The organism is Actinoplanes sp. NPDC051513, from assembly GCF_044454685.1.
Taxonomy (GTDB): Bacteria; Actinomycetota; Actinomycetes; order Mycobacteriales; family Micromonosporaceae; genus Actinoplanes.
The window spans coordinates 124,412-146,103 of sequence record NZ_JBITDW010000004.1 but is presented as its reverse complement, the minus strand read 5'-3'; the positions used below and the strand labels follow the sequence as shown (position 1 = coordinate 146,103).

24 protein-coding genes are annotated in these 21,692 nt (G+C 70.5%); 7 read left to right on the top strand and 17 right to left on the bottom strand.

Features of this window, described 5'->3' with window-relative positions; genetic code table 11:
• Nucleotides 1-488: 488 nt before the first annotated feature.
• On the top strand, nucleotides 489-1,535 hold the full coding sequence (locus tag ACIA5D_RS15155) for a hypothetical protein (protein WP_396030499.1): 1,047 nt from the start codon (nucleotides 489-491) through the stop codon (nucleotides 1,533-1,535).
• On the opposite strand, the gene ACIA5D_RS15150 is transcribed toward ACIA5D_RS15155, so the two are convergent.
• A complete protein-coding gene (locus ACIA5D_RS15150) occupies nucleotides 1,511-1,681 on the bottom strand; it encodes a hypothetical protein (RefSeq protein ID WP_396030498.1) in 171 nt (56 codons plus the stop codon). The genes ACIA5D_RS15155 and ACIA5D_RS15150 overlap by 25 nt on opposite strands.
• Nucleotides 1,682-1,693: 12 nt before the next feature.
• On the opposite strand from ACIA5D_RS15150, the gene ACIA5D_RS15145 reads away from it, so the two are divergent.
• Nucleotides 1,694-2,194: a MarR family winged helix-turn-helix transcriptional regulator gene (locus tag ACIA5D_RS15145; RefSeq protein ID WP_396030497.1), complete on the top strand. Its 501-nt coding sequence runs from the start codon at nucleotides 1,694-1,696 to the stop codon at nucleotides 2,192-2,194.
• Nucleotides 2,195-3,106: 912 nt separating this feature from the next.
• On the opposite strand, the gene ACIA5D_RS15140 is transcribed toward ACIA5D_RS15145, so the two are convergent.
• The 3 genes from ACIA5D_RS15140 to ACIA5D_RS15130 all read right to left on the bottom strand — a co-directional run bounded on the left by ACIA5D_RS15140 (nucleotide 3,107) and on the right by ACIA5D_RS15130 (nucleotide 5,881).
• The gene (locus ACIA5D_RS15140; RefSeq protein WP_396030496.1) at nucleotides 3,107-3,679 is read right to left on the bottom strand and encodes a DUF4190 domain-containing protein; all 573 of its coding nucleotides are present in this window, start codon (nucleotides 3,677-3,679) and stop codon (nucleotides 3,107-3,109) included.
• 181 nt (nucleotides 3,680-3,860) lie between these two features.
• Nucleotides 3,861-5,159, bottom strand: a complete 1,299-nt coding sequence (locus ACIA5D_RS15135; RefSeq protein WP_396030495.1) for an MFS transporter — start codon at nucleotides 5,157-5,159, stop codon at nucleotides 3,861-3,863.
• Nucleotides 5,111-5,881, bottom strand: coding sequence for a siderophore-interacting protein (locus ACIA5D_RS15130; RefSeq protein ID WP_396030494.1), 771 nt, complete (start codon nucleotides 5,879-5,881; stop codon nucleotides 5,111-5,113). Before ACIA5D_RS15130 ends, ACIA5D_RS15135 begins: the two co-directional genes overlap by 49 nt.
• Nucleotides 5,882-5,903: 22 nt before the next feature.
• Between ACIA5D_RS15130 and ACIA5D_RS15125 the strand changes: the two genes are divergently transcribed.
• From ACIA5D_RS15125 to ACIA5D_RS15115, 3 genes are all read left to right on the top strand, one after another.
• Nucleotides 5,904-6,380 (top strand): MarR family winged helix-turn-helix transcriptional regulator, encoded by a 477-nt coding sequence (locus ACIA5D_RS15125; RefSeq protein ID WP_396030493.1) that lies wholly within the window; start codon nucleotides 5,904-5,906, stop codon nucleotides 6,378-6,380.
• A gap of 116 nt (nucleotides 6,381-6,496) precedes the next feature.
• The gene (locus tag ACIA5D_RS15120; RefSeq protein WP_396031001.1) at nucleotides 6,497-6,853 is read left to right on the top strand and encodes a rhodanese-like domain-containing protein; all 357 of its coding nucleotides are present in this window, start codon (nucleotides 6,497-6,499) and stop codon (nucleotides 6,851-6,853) included.
• A gap of 118 nt (nucleotides 6,854-6,971) precedes the next feature.
• The gene (locus ACIA5D_RS15115; protein ID WP_396030492.1) at nucleotides 6,972-7,574 is read left to right on the top strand and encodes an FAD-dependent oxidoreductase; all 603 of its coding nucleotides are present in this window, start codon (nucleotides 6,972-6,974) and stop codon (nucleotides 7,572-7,574) included.
• Nucleotides 7,575-8,161: 587 nt separating this feature from the next.
• Here the strand turns inward: ACIA5D_RS15115 and ACIA5D_RS15110 are convergent.
• The 4 genes from ACIA5D_RS15110 to ACIA5D_RS15095 all read right to left on the bottom strand — a co-directional run bounded on the left by ACIA5D_RS15110 (nucleotide 8,162) and on the right by ACIA5D_RS15095 (nucleotide 10,808).
• Nucleotides 8,162-8,989: an intradiol ring-cleavage dioxygenase gene (locus ACIA5D_RS15110; RefSeq protein ID WP_396030491.1), complete on the bottom strand. Its 828-nt coding sequence runs from the start codon at nucleotides 8,987-8,989 to the stop codon at nucleotides 8,162-8,164.
• A 93-nt stretch (nucleotides 8,990-9,082) separates the two neighbouring features.
• Entirely contained in the window at nucleotides 9,083-9,412 is a 330-nt protein-coding gene (locus ACIA5D_RS15105) for an ArsR/SmtB family transcription factor (RefSeq protein WP_396030490.1), read from the bottom strand.
• Nucleotides 9,402-9,833 carry an SRPBCC domain-containing protein gene (locus tag ACIA5D_RS15100; RefSeq protein ID WP_396030489.1) on the bottom strand — a complete coding sequence of 144 codons (432 nt, stop codon included), beginning with the start codon at nucleotides 9,831-9,833 and terminating at the stop codon, nucleotides 9,402-9,404. The genes ACIA5D_RS15105 and ACIA5D_RS15100 overlap by 11 nt, the downstream gene beginning before the upstream one ends.
• A gap of 63 nt (nucleotides 9,834-9,896) precedes the next feature.
• On the bottom strand, nucleotides 9,897-10,808 hold the full coding sequence (locus ACIA5D_RS15095) for an alpha/beta hydrolase family esterase (RefSeq protein ID WP_396030488.1): 912 nt from the start codon (nucleotides 10,806-10,808) through the stop codon (nucleotides 9,897-9,899).
• 177 nt (nucleotides 10,809-10,985) lie between these two features.
• On the opposite strand from ACIA5D_RS15095, the gene ACIA5D_RS15090 reads away from it, so the two are divergent.
• Nucleotides 10,986-11,939: a LysR family transcriptional regulator gene (locus ACIA5D_RS15090; protein WP_396030487.1), complete on the top strand. Its 954-nt coding sequence runs from the start codon at nucleotides 10,986-10,988 to the stop codon at nucleotides 11,937-11,939.
• A 123-nt stretch (nucleotides 11,940-12,062) separates the two neighbouring features.
• On the opposite strand, the gene ACIA5D_RS15085 is transcribed toward ACIA5D_RS15090, so the two are convergent.
• Complete coding sequence (locus tag ACIA5D_RS15085) at nucleotides 12,063-12,839, bottom strand: AraC family transcriptional regulator (RefSeq protein WP_396030486.1); 777 nt, start codon at nucleotides 12,837-12,839, stop codon at nucleotides 12,063-12,065.
• Nucleotides 12,840-12,889: 50 nt separating this feature from the next.
• Between ACIA5D_RS15085 and ACIA5D_RS15080 the strand changes: the two genes are divergently transcribed.
• Nucleotides 12,890-13,303 carry a DUF2000 family protein gene (locus tag ACIA5D_RS15080; RefSeq protein WP_396030485.1) on the top strand — a complete coding sequence of 138 codons (414 nt, stop codon included), beginning with the start codon at nucleotides 12,890-12,892 and terminating at the stop codon, nucleotides 13,301-13,303.
• On the opposite strand, the gene ACIA5D_RS15075 is transcribed toward ACIA5D_RS15080, so the two are convergent.
• The 8 genes from ACIA5D_RS15075 to ACIA5D_RS15040 all read right to left on the bottom strand — a co-directional run bounded on the left by ACIA5D_RS15075 (nucleotide 13,275) and on the right by ACIA5D_RS15040 (nucleotide 21,652).
• Entirely contained in the window at nucleotides 13,275-14,465 is a 1,191-nt protein-coding gene (locus tag ACIA5D_RS15075; protein ID WP_396030484.1) for a VWA domain-containing protein, read from the bottom strand. The two genes, ACIA5D_RS15080 and ACIA5D_RS15075, sit on opposite strands and share 29 nt — an antisense overlap.
• Before the next feature lie 106 nt (nucleotides 14,466-14,571).
• A complete protein-coding gene (locus ACIA5D_RS15070; RefSeq protein WP_396030483.1) occupies nucleotides 14,572-15,531 on the bottom strand; it encodes an SRPBCC family protein in 960 nt (319 codons plus the stop codon).
• Nucleotides 15,528-16,406, bottom strand: a complete 879-nt coding sequence (locus ACIA5D_RS15065) for an AAA family ATPase (protein ID WP_396030482.1) — start codon at nucleotides 16,404-16,406, stop codon at nucleotides 15,528-15,530. The genes ACIA5D_RS15070 and ACIA5D_RS15065 overlap by 4 nt, the downstream gene beginning before the upstream one ends.
• Nucleotides 16,403-16,975 carry an NTP transferase domain-containing protein gene (locus ACIA5D_RS15060; RefSeq protein WP_396030481.1) on the bottom strand — a complete coding sequence of 191 codons (573 nt, stop codon included), beginning with the start codon at nucleotides 16,973-16,975 and terminating at the stop codon, nucleotides 16,403-16,405. Before ACIA5D_RS15060 ends, ACIA5D_RS15065 begins: the two co-directional genes overlap by 4 nt.
• Entirely contained in the window at nucleotides 16,972-17,895 is a 924-nt protein-coding gene (locus ACIA5D_RS15055; RefSeq protein ID WP_396030480.1) for an XdhC family protein, read from the bottom strand. Before ACIA5D_RS15055 ends, ACIA5D_RS15060 begins: the two co-directional genes overlap by 4 nt.
• Nucleotides 17,896-17,905: 10 nt before the next feature.
• Complete coding sequence (locus ACIA5D_RS15050) at nucleotides 17,906-20,299, bottom strand: aerobic carbon-monoxide dehydrogenase large subunit (protein WP_396030479.1); 2,394 nt, start codon at nucleotides 20,297-20,299, stop codon at nucleotides 17,906-17,908.
• A complete protein-coding gene (locus tag ACIA5D_RS15045; RefSeq protein ID WP_396030478.1) occupies nucleotides 20,296-20,775 on the bottom strand; it encodes a (2Fe-2S)-binding protein in 480 nt (159 codons plus the stop codon). The genes ACIA5D_RS15050 and ACIA5D_RS15045 overlap by 4 nt, the downstream gene beginning before the upstream one ends.
• 4 nt (nucleotides 20,776-20,779) lie before the next feature.
• Nucleotides 20,780-21,652 (bottom strand): FAD binding domain-containing protein, encoded by an 873-nt coding sequence (locus tag ACIA5D_RS15040; RefSeq protein ID WP_396030477.1) that lies wholly within the window; start codon nucleotides 21,650-21,652, stop codon nucleotides 20,780-20,782.
• Nucleotides 21,653-21,692: the final 40 nt, after the last annotated feature.

The following is a 21,692-nucleotide window of genomic DNA, read 5'->3' as shown; positions in this document are numbered from 1 at the left end:
CAGCGTGTCGCGGCGGGTCCGGCCCGGGGGGGGCGCCGGGCCCCCCCCGCCCGTGAGCGGCCCCGCGGGGGGGCCCGGGGGGGGGGCCCCGGGGGGGGGGGGGGGGGGCCCCGCGCCCCCCCCCACTCCAGCGGCGCTCAGCCCCGCCAGGACCAAGATCGCGCCGGCGAGCACAACGCCGGACCTGTACAGCATCGTCATCTCCATGTGCGCGACCATATATCGAAGACTGACGATGGATATCGAGATGTCGCGGCACTCGGCCCCGCCCGGCCGCACTTCCGCCGTCCACCGGTGGGGCGCACGTGGCCGGCGAGCATCGCGGAGTCGGCCCCAGTCCGTACCAGCCGGCGCCCGGCCGCCGGCCCGCACGCTTGACGACCGAAGCGCCCGGACGGCATCGGCCGTCGGGCCGGTCCCGGCCGGCGCCGCCATGCGGTTGACTGGCCGGGCCCGGCGCCTGACCGGGCGGGGAGGTTGGACAGGTCGTGCAGGACGAGCCGATCGACATCGACGCCCTTCGCCGGCGAGCGCGGGAACAACGCGAACGGCAACCGGCCTCGGCGCGCACCACGTGGGTGCTGGAGTTCGAGGACGCGCTGCGGGAGGCGTTGTTCCCCCGGGCCCGGCTGTTCGCCCGGATCATGGCGGCGGCCGGCGACCCCGGCCTCGACGAGCGGCACGACTCCGCGCCGGAGGGAACACCGCGCGCGTGGGTGCTCGCGCCGTTCGAGACCTTCGAGACGCTCAGCTCGTACGAGGGTGAGACCTTCCCGATGACCCACCACGTCTTCCTGACGCTCGGCCCGGAAGGGCCGGCCTTCCACACCGCCGCCGCGCTGCCGCAATGGCAATCGGTGTCGGTACGCGAGCAGGCGGCGGCCACCTCGGTCGTCACCCTGGGCGAGATCGAGACCCCGAGCGCGCTCGGCCGGGTCGGCCTGGGCCGCTACGCCGACGCCGCCGAGCGGGGCGCCGGAGCGCGCGACGACGCGCGGCGCTTCGCCGACCTCTGCGAGCGGCGGATGACGGCTCTGCTGTGGGCCTACGAGCTCACGTTTCCCGACCGCCACTCGGCGCCGCTGGACTGGGACGAGGACGAGACCGCCATCATCCTGCGCGCGGCGAAGAAGCTCCGCCGGCGGGAGATGACCGAGGACGAGTTCGTCCAGTGGCTGGACGGTGAGATCGACGGCGGCGGCGACCTGAGGCTGCCCCCGCTGACCGGCGCACGGATGGCCCGGGCGCTGTCACGGACCACCTACCAGCCGCAACGCCGCCATCGCCGCAACTGGCGCGACAAGTTGGTCGACGACGGCGAGAAGGGCTGGCAGATCGGCGAGAAGTACCTCGATCGCTCAGAGACCGTCATCCGCAGCGAGCGCGTCTTCGTCCGGCGCGACGGCAGCGGCTTCCGCGAGTCCGACGGCAACGGCGCCGACGAGTACGAGGCCGAACACATCTACCCGCCCGAGGTGTACATCAGCCACCTGGGCCGGCGCGGCGACTATCACCGCCGCGGCATGACGTTCTGAACGCCCGGCCCCGGCGAGAGCGCGAACACCAGCCCCGCGAGCACGACGGTGGTCAACAGGACTACGACAACCCCGATCCGGGTAGTCAGCAGCCGGGCAGTCATCAGCACGATCCAAACGTTTCGACGGTTGGATTGTTCGGCCATGGAAACGATAGAATGGCGGCCGTGCCGACGCAACCCGACCGCGAGATCGTCATGGGCGACCTGATCGACGCCCTACGCCGTTTCACTGTGGAGAGCGACGTCTTCGTCGACGTGTTCGCCCGGTCGCACGGCCTCGGGCGCAGCGACCTGAACGCCATCATGTGGATCGCGCGCGGCACCTCGTCCGGCGAGCCCATCACCGTCGGCGAGCTGGCGCATCAGCTGCGCCTGAGCCCCGCGGCGGCCACCGCGCTGGTCGGCCGGCTGGAGGCGGTGGGTCATGTAAGCCGCACCCGCGACCCGCACGACCGCCGCCGTGTGACGGTCACGATGAGCGAGACGGCTTTGACCGTGGCAACGGCGTTCTTCGTGCCACTGGGCGAACGGATGCGCTCGGCGGCGGCCGAATACTCCGAGGAGGAGCTGGCTCGCACGGCCGAGATCGTGCGCCACCTGACGGGCGCGGTCACCGCGGCGAGCCGGGCGCCGTCCCCCTCCCCCTTGGCCGAATAGCCGAGCGCGCCGCCGCCGGCCGGCGTGCCGCTCGGGGCGCGGCAGGCCGCCGGCCGGCCTGCCGCTCGGGGCGCAGCAGCCGCGGTGGGGTGCGACCGGTCGCGGTTGGGCCTGAGCGAAGTCGGTCAGCTCGCGCGGCGGCCGGCAAGCCCGGTGGCCCGGGCCTCCGGCACGATCCGGCAGCCGGCAGACGTGCGCCGGTGAGACGGACCGTCCTCGATCTGACTCGGTCCCGACGGTGTTCTGGCCACGTCGGGCCGTCCCGAGCCTGCGCCTCACGGCGTCCCCGCCTGGGCAGCTGCCGCCCTCTCAGAAGGCCGACGCAGGGGGCCCGGCGACAGCGGGCTGGGGTCCTCAGGTGTTGAGGCGCGCTCCGGCTCGTAGCCGCTCCATCAGGCGCGAGAGCTCCTCCTGCGGGAGCTTCGTGCGAGTGCGAGTGCGAGTGCGAGTGCGGGTGCGGGTGCGATGGGCGACGCGGGCGCCCGAGCGTCAGATCGGCGTCTCGATCTCGTGCCCGGCGCGGGTGGAGATCCAGAGGGCCACGGCGTCGAAGCCGGTGGCCGGGCCCCGCCAGGCGATCCAGCCCGCCGAGCGGACACAGGGCGGCCAGCGTGCCGAGCACGTAGCGGAGAAGGGTGCGGCCGGGCGACTCGTACGGCACTTCCCACCGCGGCATGGGCCTGATCGCAGGGCCCGGCGCCAATAGGGCGAGCCGCCCATTCTCTTGCCGCATTCGCTGTCAGTCCGGCGCTAACGGTCGTTTTGGCGCCGGACGGAAGCGTCATTGTTTCGCGTTGTCTCGCATCCGTTGCGGCAGTGCGCGGCGCCCCATTTCATCGCGCGTGCCGGGCGGGTGCGGGTCGCGTGGCGGGGGCGTCGGTGCGCCCCCGCCCGGCGACGTGGGTTTCAGCGTCAGGAGCCGACGGTGCAGAGCGAGTCGACCTTGTTGACGTCCGTGGTGATCTTGGCCTCGAGGCCGTCCGGCATGTTGCCGGTCTTGATCGCGTTGAGCAGCTGGGTGTAGTCGTCAGCCATCGTGTTCATCGCGGTGCGGACCTCGTCGTGCTTGGCCTTGGCCGCGGCAGCGTGCAGCTCGTCGACGGTGGTCTGCAGCGAGGCGGCATCGACCTTCTCGGCGCCCTTGATGATCGCGGCCTTGCCGTCGACACAGCCCGGGTCGGTCACCGTCGAGTTGCTGACGAACAGGCCGGCGGCAACGATGATGACAATGCCGATGATGGTGAAGAGACCGCCGATGATCGTGCCCGCGACGGCGAGACCGCGGCCCTTCGCCTTGCCGGGGCCGGTCTTGAAGATCGCGATGAAGCTCAGGATGAAGCCGATGATCGGCGCCACGAACGCGAGGATGAAACCGGTGATCGCGAGACCACTGGTGCCCTGCGGCTGCTGAGGCGGCGGGGCCTGGAAGTTCGGGTACTGCGGCTGGCCCGGAGGCGGCGGAGGCACCTGCTCGTTGAGTGACACTATTCGAATCCAATCGAAATTGCGGGGTAGAGCGCTTCGCGACCGTACTGGTTGCGTGCAAGAAAGTCTGTCCCGTATCTCAATCGTTATTCAGTCAACATCCAGTTGATCTTCACCATCTCATCAGGTGAACGCGGATCGACTGGGGAATCGCGGACGATGAACAACTGATCACCATCGGTCATTGGCGCCGGCTATGAAGGCGTAAGGCCGGAAGCGCCGCCAGGATCGTGCCGACGCACAGTGCCGCGGCGCTCAGCCCGAGCGACCAATGGATCCCGACCACCGCGCCGAACAGGCCCACCATGATCCCGCTGCCGAACCGTAGCCCGCTCGCCGACACACCATAGACGCCGAGCACCTTCCCGCGATCCCCCGGCGGGGCGAGCAACTGCACCACGGTCTGTCCGACCGACATCGCGGCCAGGCTTGCCACGCCGCCGATCACCAGCAGCGCGACCGCGACCGGATACGACCCCGTCACCGCGAAGAGCAGCGTGCTCACGCCGTACGCGAAAGTGCTGACGATCGCCGCGCCGACGGTTGCCGGAATCCATCCGGTGGCCTCCAGCAGGAGGCCGCCGAGGACGCCGCCCGCGCCGTTCGCGAACAGCAGGACCCCGTACGCCGTTCCGGCGCTCCCGGCGCCGAGGTCCTGGGCGAAGATGGGCATCGAGGACTGGATGGACGCGCCCACGAAGAACGACCCGAGGCCGCCCAGCACAATCATGCTGACCAATGTGTGATTGGCGCGCACCGCACGCAGCACCCGCAGCGAGTCGAGCACGCCGACCCGCTCGTGCCGCACGATGCCGCCGTCGCGGGTGTGCCCGGTGAACCGGGTGCGGAACAGGAAGAGCGTCAGCGGCAGGTAGAACAGCACGTTCACGAAAATGCCCGCGGTCGGGCCGAGGCCGAGCAGCAACGCCGAACCGATGACCGGCCCGAACAACACGCCGAGACTACGGAACGTCGCATTCAGGCGTACGGCTGAAGGCAGCTCTTCATCGCCGACGAAATCGTGCAGCATGAGCTGTTCGCCCGGCCCCCACAGCGACCCCGCGAGGCCGTGCAGCATCAGCAGGACACACGCCTGCCAGATCTGCAGCGTGCCGGTCAGGAACAACACGCCCCACAGCACCGAGACGAGCATGAACAATGCCTGCGCCGCCTGGATGACCCGGCGGCAGTCGAAGCGGTCGGCCAGCCCGCCGAAATACACGGAGAACAGCAGGAACGGCACCCAATGGCTGATGACCTGGAAGCCCGCGAGCGCCGGCGAATGGAATTTCTCCCACAACACCCAGTAGGTGATGACGTGCTCGATGTTGTCGGCCATCATCGCCAGCGCGGCGCCGAACAGATACGGCCGGCAATCCGGATTGCGCAGGGCAGCGAATCGCCGGGGCGCGGCGGACGCCCCGGCGCCGGTCAGCCCTCCTCCTCGCGGGGCAGCGAGCCCGCGTGGCCGGTACGCCAATACCCGTGGATCGAGACGCGCGCCGGGTCGGCCCGCTGATCGTCGCGCAGGTAGCCGCGCAGCCCGCGCATCACATCGGCCTCACCGGCCGCCCAGACGAACACGTCCGCCGGCACCTCACCCACCGTCTTCGGCAACGCCTCGGCCTCCTCCAGCCAGATGATCTCCGCACCCCGCGCCGAGTCTCCCAGCGCACGCTCCGATCCGCCAAGAACAATCACGCGTAAGCCGACCGCGGCCGGAAGCTCCTCGAGGAACCGCTCGGCTGCCGGCAGGCCGGTCTCGTCGACGACGATCAGGTACTGCCCGATCTCGCCGGGGAAGATCTGCGTGCCGCGCGGCCCGAGCACGCCGATCTCCGAACCCGGCGCGGCGTCGATCGCCCAGCGCCCGGCCGGCCCGTGCTCGTGGAGCACGAAGTCGAGCGCGAGCTCCTGACGCGCGGCGTCGAACCGCCGGATCGTGTAGTCGCGCATCGCCGGCCGCGGCCCGTCCGGCGGCGGCAGCACGACCTGCCCGGTCGCCGGGTCGGGCGGCACCAGCTTGATGTGATCGCTCGCCCCGAGCGGCGAGAACGCGAAGTCGGCCTCGAGGTCGTCCCCGCCAAGCCAGACGCGCCGCATCGTCGTGCTGAGCTCTTCGATGCGCGTCACCCGCAGCACCCGGCGTCGGGGCGTGCGCCGCTCCCGGCGTACCAGAGAGTCGTCTTGTAGTTTTGTCACAAAACTATGGTGTCATGGAGGCATGCACGATCGCAAGGAGAAGCGGATGGAGCTGGGTGATCACCTGGTCGCCCTGGTGCAGGGCCTGGGCCGCGCCGTGGTGCAGGCCACGCGCTCGGCCTCGCGCCTCCCGCAGTTGCCGGAGTCGCAGGTGGCGGTCCTGCGCAGCCTGTCCCATTCCGACGGCCTCACCCCCGCGCATCTGGCCGACAAGCTCCACCTGGCCCGTCCGACAATCTCCAACGTGGTACGCGACCTGACCGCTGACGGCCTGGTCGAGCGCCGGCCCGCTCCGGCCGATGGCCGATCGGTGGTACTGGTCCCGACGGCCCGCGCGGAGGAGATGCTCAATGCCTTCCGCCAGGGCCGCTCCGACGTGATGGCTTCGGCGTTGGCCGAGCTCTCCGAACAGGAGCGGGCCCGCCTGACCGAGGCGCTGCCCGCCCTCTCCCACCTGCTGGCCGTCGTCCGCTCCCGGGACCCGAAGCCGCGCCCCTAGTCTGGCTACCGGAGACGCTCGCGAGTCGATTCGATTCGATTCTGGAGGACGATTTGTCGACGGCTGTGGGTCACGCGCCCGGCGTGCAGGCCCTGCTCGATCAGGCCCGGGTGGGCATGGACCGGCTGACGCCCCAGCAGGCGAGAACGGCCACGGCCGCCGGCGCCCTGCTGGTCGACACCCGCACCGAGGTGCAGCGGCGCGAACAGGGTGAGCTGCCCGGCGCGCTGGTCATCGACCGCACGGTCCTGGAATGGCGGCTCGACCCGGCATCGCCCGACCGCATCCCCGAGGCCACCGGCTACGACCTGCTCGTCATCGTCGTGTGCCGCCAGGGGTACAGCTCGAGCCTGGCCGCCGCGAGCCTGCGGGCGCTCGGCCTGACCCGGGCCACCGACATGATCGGCGGCTTCGAGGCCTGGGTCGCCGCCGGCCTGCCGACGCACACCGGCCCCGCCGACGAACGGCGCTAGTGCGTCGATCGCTTCGCTGACGTCGGGTCGACAAGGCCGTGGATCATAGGGGCATGCGGGTCGCGATCGCCGGCGCCGGGCTGGGTGGCCTGTGCCTCGCCCAAGGGCTGGTGCGGAGGTGGTCGACACCGGCGAGCGCATCATCTATGGCAAGACCCCGCTGAACGCCGCGCACGCCATCCCGGCGGCGATGCGGGAGGGCTTCACCGCGATCGTCGGCGGCCACATCGGCGTGGCCGCCGGCCTGGTGAAATTCCGGCGCCGGCTCGACGAGGTCGACGACTACGCGATGTGGGCCGTCTCGGCGCGCGAGAAGCGCATTCCCGACCTGACCGGCCTGGACGCCGCGGGCCTGCACGCGGTGGCGTGCGAGGCGATCCGCTCGTGGCATCCCGACATCAGGGCCCTGCTGGCCGCCGCGGATGTCGACGAGACCTTCCTCGTTCGCGTACGCGTCAGCCGCCGGGTCGCTGCCTGGCCCTCGTCCCGGGTGACGCTGCTGGGCGACGCCATCCACGCGATGAGTCCGGCGCGTGGTTCGGGCGCCAACACGGCCCTGCTCGACGCGGCCGTCCTCTGCGCCGCGCTCACCGGCAAGACCACGATTGACGCGTACGAGGACAGCATGCGCACCTACGGCTTCGCGTCGGTAGAGGCCGCGGACTCGCCGGCCCGGCCCACCGCGTGGGGACACTTGCGCACGCTGCTCCGCCGGGGATGAGCGGCGCCGGAAACGCGGCGAGGGAGCCCGCGGCGGGGAGCAGGCCGAGGGTCAGCGGGTCGGTCCAGCCCCACGAGTCGCCCTGGGCCAGCGGCAGCAGCAGGGCCAGCATCGCGGCGCCGAGCAGGGCGGTGCCGACGAGGTCCATCCGGCCCTTGGCGGTGCGGACCGGAAGTCCGGCCGCCAGCGGTCCGGCCGGGCCGCTGCAAGAACGTCACACAGCATGCCGGTGTCGATCCGGCCCACCGCTACCGCGGCATAAGCGGCGCCGTGCCCGCGCCGCGCACCCGGCGCCAGGCTCAGATAAGCGACCCCGCCGACCGTGATCGGCGTGCACAGCCCGTCGACCAGATCGAACAACGCGCCCGCCCGCACGGTGAAACAGTCATACACCTCGCCCCGGAACCGGCGAAGTTCACCCTGGTCAGCCCGCCCGGCCTGCACGACACTACGAACAACGGCCACCTGAACCTCCCGAGAAGATTCGCCTCTCCTCACAGTGATCAGGTGGCCGTTCCATGCCAGTCCCTCCACAGAGCGACTGAACCCAGCCCAGACGTTAAACGCGAAGCTAAAAGGCCGGCCCGTTAGGCCGACGCGCGCGGGCCCCCGCCGGTTTCGGTCTTCGTGGGGTCGACGGTGATGGCGAGCGACGCCACGTACCCCGCCGACACGCTGCCGGTGACCGTGGCCATCTCACGAGCGGCGAGATCGTCACGGAACACCATGTCCGTGGCGAGCGAGATCCGGCTCATGTTGGTCACGCTCTGGGAGTAACCGGTCGCCGTCGCGTACACGGTCTTGGATATTGCCTCGGGCAACGCGATCTGGGACGTCTTGCGGATCGGGCCGGCGCCGCCGGTCGCGTCGGACAGCGACGAGTAGACCTCGAAGTGAATGTGCGGCCATCGCCCCGAGTAGCAGGCCGGATAGATGCTGGTGAACGTCACCCGGCCGGTCGAGTCGGTGACCTGGATGCCGCGCAGGTAGTTCTCGCTGGTCACGCCCGACGAGTAGAGCGAGTACCGGCCGGCACGGTCGCAGTGCCAGGCGTAAACGGCGGCGCCGGCCAGCGGGGCGCAGCTCAGGTTGCTGATCGTGAGCGAGAACTGCAGCGGGACGCCGGGGGCGACGGTGGTCGAGGTCCCGAACGACGGGCGGATGTCGCTGCGGACGATGCCGCTGAGCACGCGTACGTCGGGACCGTTGGAACCGTCGGCCGGGAACGGTCCGGCCGTCTCCGATTCCACCTCGGCCACGCAGGCGGCGGCCGCGGCCCGGGCGCCGCCGCCGAGCAGGGAGCTGCCGCCGGCCACGGCGAGGGTGCCCGCGCCGCCGAGGACGGTGAGCATCCGCCGCCGGTCGAACTGCCATCCCTTGTCGTGGACCTCGCGCACGTAGTCGTCGTTGTTCATGGACTTCTCCTCCGGTCGGGAATGCAGACAGGAAGACAAACATCGAAGTCTATGAATGGACTGTGGTTGATCTACCCCAGGCATACCAAAGGGTCATCCCAGATGGTCGCGCAAGGCGGCGAGCGGCCCGTCCCAGTCGCGGGCCAGGGCGGCCAGGAACTGCTGCGCCACCTTCATCGGGGCGGAGTCGAGGCGGTAGCGGACCCGCCGCCGCTCCCCCGGCTCGGCCACCACCAGGCCCGCCTCGGCCAGCAGGACGAGGTGCTTGGCGATGGCCTGCCGGGTGATCGGCAGGCGGGCGGCGAGGTCGGTCGCGGTGGCCGGGCCGCCCGACGCGAGCGCGGCGAGGAGCTGCCGGCGCGTCGGGTCGGCCAGGGCGGCGAAGACCTCCTGCGCCACCGCTTCGAGGTGGTCAGCGGCCATCGAGGTACGTGACCAGCTCGCCCAGCTCGTTGGTCCAGCCGTCGGTGTTGCCGCCGAAGGCCTTGCTGTGCAGGTCGTCGGGAAGCTGCGCGAATCCGGTCTCCACCATGGTCAGCGTAGTGCCGGCGCCGGACGGCTCGAGCGTGAACTCCACGTAGGTGCGGCGCGGGTCGTTGGCGGCCAGGCCGTAGATGTTCCAGGTGTAGCCGAACACGCGCGGGGGCTCGAGCCGCTCGACCATGAGCGTCGCGGTGTCGCCGCTGGTCCAGGAAAGTTTCGCGACGCCGCCGACGCGCAGGTCGACCTCGGCGGCGTTGCCGAACCAGGTGCCCAGGCCCTCGGCGGTGGTGAGCGCGGCCCAGACCCGCTCGGGCGAATGGGCGAGCTCCAGCGTGCGCTCGATGCGATCGGGGAATGCCATGACGATCTCCTTCAGTAGCAACCACTTGGTTGCTACTGACGTTATAGCAACCGATCGGTTGCGTCAAGACAGGCGGAAGAAGCCGGCGATCGCGGCGGTCGCGTCCAGCGCGTCGGAGGGTGGATCGAGGCCCAGCACGCGGGAGGCGATCGGGCCGGGACCCGTCGCGCCCGGCCACTGGTGTCCGGCGCCGCCGACCGCCTTGAGCACGACGAGCCGGCTGCCGGGACAGATCGCGGTCGTGGTGGTGACCACGCCGGACGTGCTGAACCGCGGCCGGGGACAGGAGTCGATCCGCCGCCAGTCGGCGATCAGCTCGAGGATGGACGGGATGTCGGACTCGACCGGCAGGCGACCGCGCCCACCCCCGTACGGAATAATTCTGTCGGCAGTGCCGTGAATGTGCAGAATCGAGATCGGTTGCGCATCGGGGCACGGCCCGAGCATCGTGCCGGCGACCGGGGCAATCGCCGCGAAAAGAGTGGTGTCGCAGGCGAGGCGGTAGGCGAGCATCGCGCCGTTGGAGATCCCGGTGGCGTAGACCCGGGCGAGGTCGACCGGCGCTTCCTGGGCGACGGTCGCGACCAGGGCGTCGATGAAGCCCACGTCGTCGACCTGGTCGGCGCCGGCCGCACCGCAGCAGTCGGGCGAGACGTTCCAGGTGCGTCCGACCCCGTCCGGGTACGCGACGAGGAAGCCGTCGCGGTCGGCGATCGCATTCCATCCGTACGATTGCTCGGCCTGCCGCGCGGAGCCGAAACCCCCGTGCAGCATGAGGACCAGCGGGATCCGGCTGACCCCCATCGACGTCTCGGGCCGATAAATCCGGAATGTACGGTCGAGCCCGCCGACCCGCAGCGCGTGTTCCGAGCTGCCGTACGCGATGGCGGAGGGTGCGGGCGCGGGCGGAGGGCCGGACCACGTGGCGCAGGCGGCCAGGAGCAGAAGCGGAATCGCCAGGGCGAGGCGCCGCATGAGAACATCTTCCACCCCGCGGAAGAATCTGCCCCCACCCGCGAAGCGGTCCACTTTAGAATCCCCGGTGCCGCCGTCGCCCGCCGCTGATCACCCAGGGTGACGCGCTACATTCTGTGCAGCTTCGGCATCACTCCATAGGGGGCTCGACATGGCTCGACGTGGCAGGCTCGGGCTATGACCCCCACGCAGCTGCGCGCCTACTCGGCCGTGGTGCGGCTGGGGTCGGTGAAGCTCGCGGCGGCCGAGCTTCAGGTCTCCGAGTCGGCGATCTCCCTGCACATCGGACAGCTGCGCAAGGAGCTCGGCGACCAGCTCTTCACGCGCACGGCGGCCGGGCTCGCCTTCACGCCCGGCGGCCTGCGGCTGGCCTCGCGGGCGGCCGAGATGCTGGGTCTGCAGGACATCACGGTCCTCGAGGTCAGCACGGCCGGCAAGGGCCGCCGGCTGCTGCGCGTGGCCGCGTCCGCGCTGTTCGCCGAGCACGCCGCGCCGGGTCTGATCGAGCTGTTCGCCGGCCGCGCCGACGATCTCGACGTCGAGCTGAGCGTCCGCAATCCGAGCACGTTCGAGACGCTGCTGATGACCCGCAGCGCCGACATCGCGATCGGTCCGCGCCCGGCCGCCGAGTCGGGGCTGGTGTGCCGGCCGGTGATGAACTACCGGGTGGTCGTCGTGGCCGGGCCCGACCATCCCCTGGCCGGGGTGCGCGCGTCGGCGGCCCAGCTGCGCGACCAGACCTGGCTGCTGGGGCCGTCGGCGGCCACGACCATGGGTGCGATCCCCGCGCTGCTGCGCCGGCTGGCCGTCCCCGAGGAGCACCAGCAGATCTTCCAGAGCCACGCGGCCGCGTTCGAGGAGGCGAAACGCGGCAAGGGCGTGGCGCCGGCGCTGTCGTTCACCGTCGCGCCCGATGTCCGCAACGGTCATCTGGTGCAGCTCCCGGGTCCGTACGCGAGCCTCGAGGCGGTATGGCACGCGATGACGCTCGCCGATCAAGGGGCTCCGGCGGCGGCTGCCGAGCTGGCCCGGTTCGCCGCAACGCCGCGGGCGATCCAGGCGATGATGCGCGGGGCCGGGGTCAACGTGGGCCACTTCCGGCCATCGGTACACGTCACGCTCTGGAGCTGACGCCCCAGGCCTTCACGGCGGTCAACGAGCCCAGCGCGGCGCAGCTGCCCGCGGTCACCGCGACCATTACCGGGGCGACATGCGGCAGGCGTCGGCCGCATTGGTGTCGCTGCTCTACCACCGTCAGTCGGACCCGAATGCTTTCGGGCTCACCCCGAGAATCCGCTTGAAATGCCGCACCAGATGCGGCTGGTCATAGAAGCCGCTTTCCGTTGCCACCAGAGACAGCGGGCGGCCGGCCAGGATCAGGCGGCGCGCGACATCGACGCGGCGCGACACCAGATATTTGTGCGGCGACATCCCGAACTCGGCGGTGAAGGAGCGCACCAGATAAGCCGGGTGGAAATGCAGAAGGCCGGCAGCTTCCTGCAACGAAAGGCCCGGGACGACGCGTTGCTCCAGAAGGTCACGCAACTGATGAGCAGGCGTACGGGAAAGTTTCGCCGGCACGATCGGGGCGCCGAGCCGGTCCCGCAGTCGTGACGTGATCTCGACCAGGTGCACCTCGGACGCCAGCCCCTCCCCCGGCTGACCGATCACGCGGTGCATCGAGGAGATCAACCGCCGCAGCCCCGCATCGACAAATCCGGAATTGTCAACGGATGCGCCGATAAGGCGCTCGGGCAGCTGATCGGGCGCGAGGTAGAGCACTCGCTTACGGAACGGGCGCGTCGACGAGCCGTTGTGCGGCACGTGCGGCGGCAGCAAGGTGACCAGATCGCCGAAGGCGCCGCGCTCGTGATTTTCGAGGTCGTAGTGGACCACGCCGTCGTCGAGAATCAGCAGCGTCCACGAGTCGTGCGCGTGCATCGGGTAGGCATGCCCGGTGAAATGGGCGCTCAGCACCTCGACCACGCCGTCGAGCGGTGGCCGCCAGGCTGAGAACTCCGCGGCCGACACGTCAAAATCGTACAAGATCTGCCGGTGGCCGGGCCCGCATCATCGGACCCATGGAACGCTTCGACACGAAAATCGCCGTGATCCTCCGGGACGACCTGCTCGCCTGGCAGCGACTCAACGTCACCGCCTTCCTGGTCAGCGGCCTCGGCACGGTGGTTCCCGAGGTGATCGGCGAGCCCTACGAGGACGGCGACGGCACCGTTTACCTGCCGATGTTCCGCCAGCCGGTGCTCGTCTTCGCCGGCAGCAAGGAACTGGTGCGGGCCGCACACGGCCGGGCGCTCGGCCGCAATCTGCCGGTCGCGGTCTTCACCTCGGACCTTTTCGCGACCGGCAACGACACCGACAATCGCGCCGCCGTCAAAGCCGTCACCACCGAGCAACTCGACCTGGTCGGCGTGGCGGTCTACGGACCGAAGAACGCCGTCGACAAGGTCATGAAGGGCGCGACCATGCACCCGTGACCCGCGCCGGCGTTCGCGCCACTTCCGCCAGATCCGCGAAAGTCGCCGCCGGCATCAGCCGATCGCAGAACGGCAGGGCGGCGCCCATGGCCGCCACCGAGGGACTGAAGCCAGGCGCGCCGGCGCGGGGATTCAACCACAGGATTGCGTACGCACGGCGGCGCAGCCTTTGCATCGCGGCCGTCAGTCTCTCCGGTGGATCGCTGTCCCACCCGTCCGAGGCAATGATCGCCACCGATCCGCGCAGCGCGTTCCCGTGATGCGAATCCAGGAGCGCGGTCAGATTGGTGGCGATCCGCGTCCCGCCGAACCGATCGGTGACCGCGCCGGTGGCCTGCGCGATGGCCTCTTTCGCCGAGCTCTGCCGCAATGCCGGCGTGAGCCGGGTCAACGTGGTGGCAAAGGCGAAGACCTCCGCCTCGCAAACCGTCGCGAAGGCCCGCATCAGATGTAGATAGGCGGTGGCCTGCGCCCGCATCGACTCGCTGACATCGCAGAGCATCACCACTCGCCGCGGCCGCCGGACGGGCCGCTCACGTACGACGACCACCGGCTCCCACGCGGTCCGGCGGGCCCGCGCGATCGTCGGGCGCAACGCCACCCGGCGACCGGACGGGTCGGCCGCGTGCCGCCTGGTCCGCCGCGTCGGCCATCGGCTGAGCGCATCCCGCAGCGCCTCCGCCAGTTGCCCGGTCTGCCGGCCGTCGAGCTCCTCGAACGGCCGCTCGGCCAGGGCCGCCAGCGCGCTGGGCCGCAGCTCGGGCAGCCGCATTCCCGACTCGATCCCGCTCTCGTCGACGGCAACGGCCGGCGGCAGCGTCGCCCACGGCAGCCCGCCACCCGAGGCCGCGCTGTCAGCCGCCCCCGCGACCGGCACATGCACCTCGTCGGGCCGCCGGGCCGTCTCGGCGTCCCGGGTCAGCGCGAGCGGCGGCGCGTCGTCGAACACCGCGGCGAAAACGCGATCGAAGGCCGCGAGGTCAGCATGCCGCCGCAGCACGGCGATCCGGGTCGTCCAGTAGAGGGCGTCCCGCGAGTCGAGCGGACCGGCGGCGAGGGCCCGCACCAGGTCATCCACCTCGGTCAGCCCGGCGGCTACACCAGCGCCACGCAGTTTCGCCACGAAAGCCACGGCGAACGCGGCACGGTCGACGCCACGCAACAGAACCGGCGTGGGCCCGCTGCCACGCGCCAGACGCGGCGTCGGCCCAGCACCGTCTGCCAGACCCGGCGCAGGCCCAGCGCCGCCCGACAGACCCGGCGTCGGCTCAGCGTCTTGCGATGGCCCAGGCAATGACTGCCCCCACGACGACCAGGCCGATCACCAACGGGATCGCCCGCTTGTAGATCGAGCTCCCGGCGACGCTCAGCAGGTCGAGCGGCTCCGGCTCGTCGGCGCTCGACGGCGAGAAGGCCGCCGGATTGGCGGCGGGCGAAGCAACAGGCGAAGCAACAGGCGAAGCAGCAGGCGAAGCAACGGCAGGCGACGCAGCAGTCGAGGCCTGCGACGCAGCCGCCGGCGTCGAATCCGAGCCTGCGGCAACCGGACCCGCGGCGGGCGCCGTTTCCGGCGCGACCGCCGCGGGCGTCGCCGGCGCACTCGGCGCCGGCGCGGCCTGCGTCGGCACGGGGGACGCCGACGCAGGAGGAACCGCATCCTCGGCCGTCTTCTGGGTGACGGCTTCGGAAGCGGCGGTCTTGGCGGAAGCGTCGGCGCCGGCCAGCGAGCCGGCGGCCGCATCTGTGTCAGCCGGTGACTCAGCCGGCGATGCGGGCGCGGCCTCCTCGGCGGCCAGCTTGGCCTCCAGGTTGCTCACGAACTGGGCCAGCAGCTTCCCCGACACCTCTTTGATCATGCCACTGCCGAACTGGGCCAGCTTCCCGCTGATCTTCAGGTCGGTGTCGACGCTCACGGCCGTACTCGACCCGGCCGGCGTCAGGACGGCCGTGACCAGCGCCGAAGCGTTGCCCGCCGACCGCGCGTCCTTGCCCTTCGCGTCGATCACCGCGCGATAGGCGGCGTCGTCCTTCTCCGCGAAGCGCGCCGTCCCCGCGAACTCGGAGATCACCGGGCCGACCTTGACCTTGACCTTGCCCCGGTAGGTGTCGCCGTCGACGCCGGTGAGCTGCGCGCCGGGCATGCACGGCGCGATTCCCTGGAGGTCGGTCAGCAGCTCCCAGGCGCGCTCGATCGGGGTATGGACCGTGAACTCGTTCGTGATCTTCATGGCGTCTCCAGGTGGTCGGCTCCGGCGGCGTGGACGGCGCCGGCGACGACGAGCCGGTCGTCGGGTGTCTTGGCGATCGTGCCGATCGTGTGCAGCATGTTGTCGGGCGCTAGCTCGGTGGCGCCGAGCGCGGAGAGCGCCGCCACCCAGTCGATGGTCTCGGCGAGTCCGGGCGCTTTGTCAAGCTCCAGCGTGCGCACCCGCCCGATGAACTCGGTGGCGCTCGCGATCAGCGGATGCGTCGCCCCGGGGACGGCCCGCCGCACGATCTCGGCGGCTCGCGCGGGCGCCGGGAACTCGATCCAGTGGTACAGGCACCGCCGCCGCAGCGCATCGTGCAGCTCACGGCTGCGGTTCGAGGTCAGCACGACGACCGGGGGCCGCGACGCGGTGAAGGTACCGAGCTCGGGCACGGTCACCGACGCCTCACCGAGAAACTCGAAGAGCAACGCCTCGAACTCGTCGTCGGCCCGGTCGATCTCGTCGATGAGCAGCACCGGCGGCGTGGGGCCCCGATGGCGTACGGCCTTGAGGATCGGCCTTTCCTGAAGAAACTCGGCCGTGAACAGGTCGTCGTCGGCCAGCCGCTCGTGCCGCGCCTCGGCCAGCCGGATCGCCAGCAGCTGCCGCTGGTAGTTCCACTCGTAGAGCGCCTCGCTCGCGGTCAGCCCCTCGTAGCACTGGAGGCGGATGAACGGCGCGTCGAGCGCAATGGCCAGCGCCTTGGCCGCCGCGGTCTTTCCGACTCCCGGCTCGCCTTCGAGCAGCAGTGGTTTCCCCAGCCGCAGCGAAAGAAAGATGGCCATGGCCAGCCCGTCGTCGACCAGATAGTCGACCGCGTCCAAGCGCCGGCTCACCTCGAGCGCGTCGTTCACCGGCGCTCCCCCGCCAGCAGACGCCGATAGTCCTCGCGGGTGTCCACGTCGATCGGCGTCTCGCGCGCGACCGGCACCTGGGTCACCTCGAACTCGCCGGAGTGCAGCACCTTCCACACGGCCTTGTCCCCGTGCAGCGTCGCCAACACCCCGAAAGTTTCTCGCCGAAAGAGAAAGGGATGCCCGAGCCCGTCCGCATAACGACACACAGCCATTTGCGTACGGGTTTCGCACAGTCGCCGCACATCGCCCGGATCGATCCCCGGCTGATCCCCGAGCAGAAGGACCAGCGTGTCGGCCGAGACATGCGGCACCGCCGACCGGATCGACGACCCGCACCCGTCCGAGAAGTCGGGGTTGTCGACGACGGCGCACCCGCTCAGGTCGACACGCGAGCGGATCTCCGCCTCCGACCCGCCCAAGGTGACCAGCAATTCGTCGAACCCGCAGGCCCGCGCCATGTCGAGGGTGGCGTCGAGGAGGGTACGGCCGCGGTAGGGCAGCAGTTGCTTCGCTTCCCCCAGCCGCAGCGAGCCGCCGGCGGCCAGCACGAGCCCGGCCGTGGTCATGAGGCCGCCACGAACCCATCACGGCACCCCGCACAGCAGAACCAGTGCTCCACCCCATCGACAACGGCATGCGGCGTGCCGTCCCCGACCACAACGGTCATCCCGCAGACCGGATCGACCGCAGTCCGCGCGATCCCCGCGTCGCCGTCGCTGACCGGCATTTCGGAAATGTCGGCTACGGAGAGCTGGCGGTGAACGGCACGAGCGGGCCCCAGGGACTCCGTGCGGATTTCGCGCACTATCTCGGCCAGAACGGAAAGCGCGATCTCCTTGTGCGTCCGAGCCCCGATCTCAATCCCCGCGTGTGGGCGCACCCGGGCTCGCTCCTCGTCCGTCAGGCCAAGGGAATCGAGCAGCGCCGTGCTGCGGGTTCGGCTTGCCACCAGCGCGATCAGTGGGACGCCCGCATCGAGGGCCGCGCGGATGGCCTGCTCGTCGTCGCGGCCCAGGCCGGCCACCACGACCGCGCTCGCCCCCGCGTACGCCATGGGTTCGGTGATTTCGAGATCGAGGAACTCGGCCAGGGCGACCATCGCGGCGCCGATCGGCGTCGTTGTGCCCGACACGCCGATCAGCGGGCGCGGCAGCACCGGGCGCAGGAAAATTTCGATGGCGCCGCCCGAAAGGCATTCGTTGACGACCACCTGCGCGCCCGGCACCGCCGGGAACTCCTCGGACGCCGAAGGGATCACGCGCAGCAGCAACGAGTTGCCGTCGCGCAGCGTGCCCAGCGCGGCGGCCCGCACCGATGTCTCGGCGCAGACCCCGCCGACGAAGCCCTCGATGGACCCGTCGGCGAGGATCACCGCGTCGTCGCCCGGCACGGCCGAGGTGGGCGCCTGCGCGCGCACCACCGTGGCGTGCACGAACGGCTGGCGCGCACCGGTCAGTTCCTGCACGCGTTCGGCGATGGGGGTCACGGAAGGGCTCCTAGATCGGGGGCGTGGCCCGGCCGCGCATCGCGTCCCACACGCGGGACGGGGTGAGCGGCATGTCGGCGTGCCGGACGCCGAACGGCTTGAGCGCGTCGACCACCGCGTTGACGATGGCCGGCGGCGAGCCGACCGTGGCCGACTCCCCCACGCCCTTCGCGCCGATCGGGTGGTGCGGCGACGGGGTGACCGTGTAGCCGGTCTCCCAGTCGGGCACCTCGAGCGAGGTCGGGATCAGGTAGTCCATCAGCGACGCGCCGAGGCAGTTGCCGTCCTCGTCGAAGGCGATCATCTCCATGAGCGCCATGCCGACGCCGTCGGTGAGGCCGCCGTGGATCTGGCCCTCGATGATCATCGGGTTGATCCGGGTGCCGCAGTCGTCGACCGCGATGAAGCGCCGCACCTTCACCTGCGCGGTGCCGGGATCGATGTCGACGACGCAGATGTACGCCCCGTGCGGGTACGTCAGGTTCGAGGGGTTGTAGCAGATCTGCGCCTCGAGCCCGCCCTCCACGCCGTCCGGCAGGTCGCCGGCGCCGTGCGCGCGGAACGCGATGTCCTGGATCGTCACCGACTTGCCGGGGTCGCCCTTGACCTGGAAGGCGCCCTTGACCCATTCGAGGTCGGCGACCGACACCTCGAGCATCCCCGAGGCGATCAGCTGCGCCTTGTCGCGGACCTTCCGGGCGACCAGCGCGGCCGCGGCGCCGGAGACGGGCGTCGAGCGGCTCCCGTACGTGCCGAGGCCGAACGGCGTCTGGTCGGTGTCGCCGTGCACGACCTCGATGTCGGCCGGCGGGATGCCGATCTCCTCGGCGACGATCTGCGCGAACGTCGTCTCGTGTCCCTGGCCCTGGGTCTGCACCGACAGCCGCACCACCGCCTTGCCGGTGGGGTGGATGCGCAGCTCGCAGCCATCGGCCATGCCGAGGCCGAGGATGTCCATGTGCTTGCGCGGCCCGGCGCCCACCGCCTCGGTGAAGAACGCGATGCCGATGCCCATCAACTCGCCCCGGGCGCGCTTCTCCTCCTGCTCCTTGCGCAGCTCCGCGTACCCCGCGATGTCCATGGCCAGGCGCATCGTGGGCTCGTAGTTGCCCGAGTCGTAGACCCAGCCGGTCTTCGTCTCGTACGGGAACTGGTCGGGTTGAATGAAGTTCTTGAGGCGCAGCTCGGCGGGATCCATGCCGAGCTCGTCAGCGAGGCAATCGACGATGCGCTCGACGAGGTAGACCGCCTCAGTGATGCGGAACGAACAGGCGTAGGCGACACCGCCGGGCGCTTTGTTGGTGTAGACCGCGGTCATCTTGCAGTACGCGGCCTGCAGGTCGTAGCTGCCGGTGAAAACCCCGAAGAAACCGGCCGGGTATTTCACGGGCGCGGCCGTGCCGTTGAACGCGCCGTGGTCGGCGAGCACATTCGTGCGGATCGCCAGGATCTTGCCGTCGCGGGTGGCCGCGATCTCGCCGCGCATGATGTAGTCGCGCGCGAACCCGGTGCTGATGAGGTTTTCCGAGCGGTCCTCCATCCATTTCACCGGCTTGCCGGTCAGGATGGAGCCGACGATCGCGCAGACGTACCCGGGGTAGATCGGCACCTTGTTGCCGAAACCGCCGCCGAGGTCCGGCGAAATCACCTGGATCTTGTGCTCGGGAATGCCGGCGACGATGGCGTAGAGGGTGCGGTGCGCGTGCGGGGCCTGGGTCGTCGACCAGAGTTTCAGTTTCCCCTCGACGGCGTCGAAATCGGCGACCGCGCCGCACGTCTCCATCGGCGCCGGGTGCACGCGCGGATAGACGATGTCTTCCTGTACGACTACGTCCGCCGCGGCGAATACGGCCTCGGTCGCGGCCTCGTCGCCGGTTTCCCAGTCGAAGACGTGGTTGTTCTCCTTGCCCTGCAGGTCGTCGCGGATCAGCGGCGCGTCCGGCTCGAGGGCGCGACGGGCGTCGATGACCGGATCGAGCACGTCGTATTCCACGTCGATGAGCTCGAGCGCGTCACGGGCGGCGTACCGGTTCTCGGCGACGACGAACGCGACCTCCTGGCCCTGGAAGCGGACCTTGTCGGTGGCGAGCACGGCCTGCACGTCGTTGGAGAGGGTCGGCATCCAGGCCAGGCCCTTCTCGGCGAGCATGGCGCCGGTGACGACCAGCTTCACGCCCGGGGAGGCCTCGGCCGCGCTGGTGTCGACGCTGACGACCCGGGCGTGGGCGAACGGGCTCCGCAGGATCGCGAGGTGGAGCATGCCGGGCAGTTGCAGGTCGTCGGTGTAGCGGCCGCGGCCCCGGATGAAGCGCGGGTCCTCCTTGCGCAGCATCCGGCCGAAGCCGACGGGCTTCTGGTCGTTGTCATGAAATTCAGTGAATTTCGGCTCCTGCACCGCGGTCATGCCGTGACCTCCTGCGTAGCCTCGTGAATCGCGGCCCACCGGACAGAACGGACAATCGTCGAGTACCCGGTGCACCGGCAGATCTGGCCGGAGATGGCCTCACGGATCTCGGCGTCGGTGGGGTCGGGATTGCGATCGAGCAGCGCCCGGCAGGTCATCATCATGCCCGGCGTGCAGAAGCCGCACTGCAGGCCGTGGCACTGCATGAAGCCTTCCTGGATCGGGTCGAGCTCGCCGTCCTTGGCCAGGCCCTCCACCGTACGCACCTCATGGCCCCCGGCCATCGCGGCGAGCACGGTGCACGACTTGACGGGCTCGCCGTCCATCCACACCACGCACGTGCCGCAGTTGCTGGTGTCGCAGCCCCAGTGGGTGCCGGTCAGGCCGAGCACGTCGCGCAGGAAGTGGACGAGCAGCAGCCGCCCCTCGATCTCCCGGGTGACCTCGACGTCGTTGACGGTCATCGTGACCTGCATCGGTTCAGCTCCTCGCCCGCTCGACGGCCTTGCGCAGGGTCCTCCGGGTCAGCTCGTCCGCGAGGTGGCGCTTGTAGTCCTCGCTCCCGCGCTGGTCGGTGACGGGATCGCAGCTGCGGGCCGCGATCGCGCCGGCTTGCTCGTACGCGTTCTCGTCCGGCGCCCGCCCGCGGAGCGTGTCCGAGATCTCGGGAATTCCGGTGGTGTTCGGCCCGACGGCGGCCAGACCGACCCGCGCATCCGCGATCGTGCCGTCGGCGGCGAGCCACACCGCGGCGCCGGCCGACACCACGGCCCAGTCCCCGGCGCGGCGCTCGACCTTCTCGTAGGCGCTGCCGTGCCCGGGCCGGCGCGGAAGACGGATCTCGATCAGGATCTCGTCGTCCCCGACGGCCGTTTCGTACGGCCCGACGTGGAACTCCTCCATCGAGACGACCCGCTCGCCCCCCGGCCCGCGGATCACGCACGCCGCGTCGAGCGTCGTGCACACCGCCGACAGGTCCTCGCTCGGATCGGCCTGGCACAGCGACCCGCCGAGCGTCCCCCGGTTGCGCACCACGGGGTCGGCGATCACCCGCTCGGCCTCCCGGAAGATCGGGAACGCGGCCGCCAGTTCGTCCGACTCGAGCAGCTCGCGGTGCCGGGTCAGGGACCCGATGCGTACGTCGTCGGCGTTAATGTTGATGTAGCCCAGCTCCTCGTGGAGCGGGTTGATGTCGATCAGGTATTCGAAGTTCGCCAGGCGCAGCTTCATCATCGGCAGCAGGCTGTGCCCGCCCGCGACGAGCCGCGCTGAGCTGCCCAGACGTTCCAGCAATCCAATGGCATGGTCGACAGTGGTGGCACGTTCGTACTCGAACGGAGCCGGCACCTGCACGATGCACCTCCCGGAGTTGCGGTGAATCTCGCGCGGGCAC

What these genes read in the sequence shown, in the direction of transcription:
- ACIA5D_RS15095 (WP_396030488.1), bottom strand. Translation starts at nt 10,808, where the DNA reads ATGCGGCGCCTCGCCCTGGCGATTCCGCTTCTGCTCCTGGCCGCCTGC.
- ACIA5D_RS15070 (WP_396030483.1), bottom strand. Translation starts at nt 15,531, where the DNA reads ATGAAGATCACGAACGAGTTCACGGTCCATACCCCGATCGAGCGCGCC.
- ACIA5D_RS15150 (WP_396030498.1), bottom strand. Translation starts at nt 1,681, where the DNA reads ATGGCCGAACAATCCAACCGTCGAAACGTTTGGATCGTGCTGATGACT.
- ACIA5D_RS15110 (WP_396030491.1), bottom strand. Translation starts at nt 8,989, where the DNA reads ATGAACAACGACGACTACGTGCGCGAGGTCCACGACAAGGGATGGCAG.
- ACIA5D_RS15050 (WP_396030479.1), bottom strand. Translation starts at nt 20,299, where the DNA reads ATGACCGCGGTGCAGGAGCCGAAATTCACTGAATTTCATGACAACGAC.
- ACIA5D_RS15145 (WP_396030497.1), top strand. Translation starts at nt 1,694, where the DNA reads ATGGCGGCCGTGCCGACGCAACCCGACCGCGAGATCGTCATGGGCGAC.
- ACIA5D_RS15090 (WP_396030487.1), top strand. Translation starts at nt 10,986, where the DNA reads ATGACCCCCACGCAGCTGCGCGCCTACTCGGCCGTGGTGCGGCTGGGG.
- ACIA5D_RS15125 (WP_396030493.1), top strand. Translation starts at nt 5,904, where the DNA reads ATGCACGATCGCAAGGAGAAGCGGATGGAGCTGGGTGATCACCTGGTC.
- ACIA5D_RS15045 (WP_396030478.1), bottom strand. Translation starts at nt 20,775, where the DNA reads ATGCAGGTCACGATGACCGTCAACGACGTCGAGGTCACCCGGGAGATC.
- ACIA5D_RS15120 (WP_396031001.1), top strand. Translation starts at nt 6,497, where the DNA reads ATGGACCGGCTGACGCCCCAGCAGGCGAGAACGGCCACGGCCGCCGGC.
- ACIA5D_RS15105 (WP_396030490.1), bottom strand. Translation starts at nt 9,412, where the DNA reads ATGGCCGCTGACCACCTCGAAGCGGTGGCGCAGGAGGTCTTCGCCGCC.
- ACIA5D_RS15080 (WP_396030485.1), top strand. Translation starts at nt 12,890, where the DNA reads ATGGAACGCTTCGACACGAAAATCGCCGTGATCCTCCGGGACGACCTG.
- ACIA5D_RS15100 (WP_396030489.1), bottom strand. Translation starts at nt 9,833, where the DNA reads ATGGCATTCCCCGATCGCATCGAGCGCACGCTGGAGCTCGCCCATTCG.
- ACIA5D_RS15060 (WP_396030481.1), bottom strand. Translation starts at nt 16,975, where the DNA reads ATGACCACGGCCGGGCTCGTGCTGGCCGCCGGCGGCTCGCTGCGGCTG.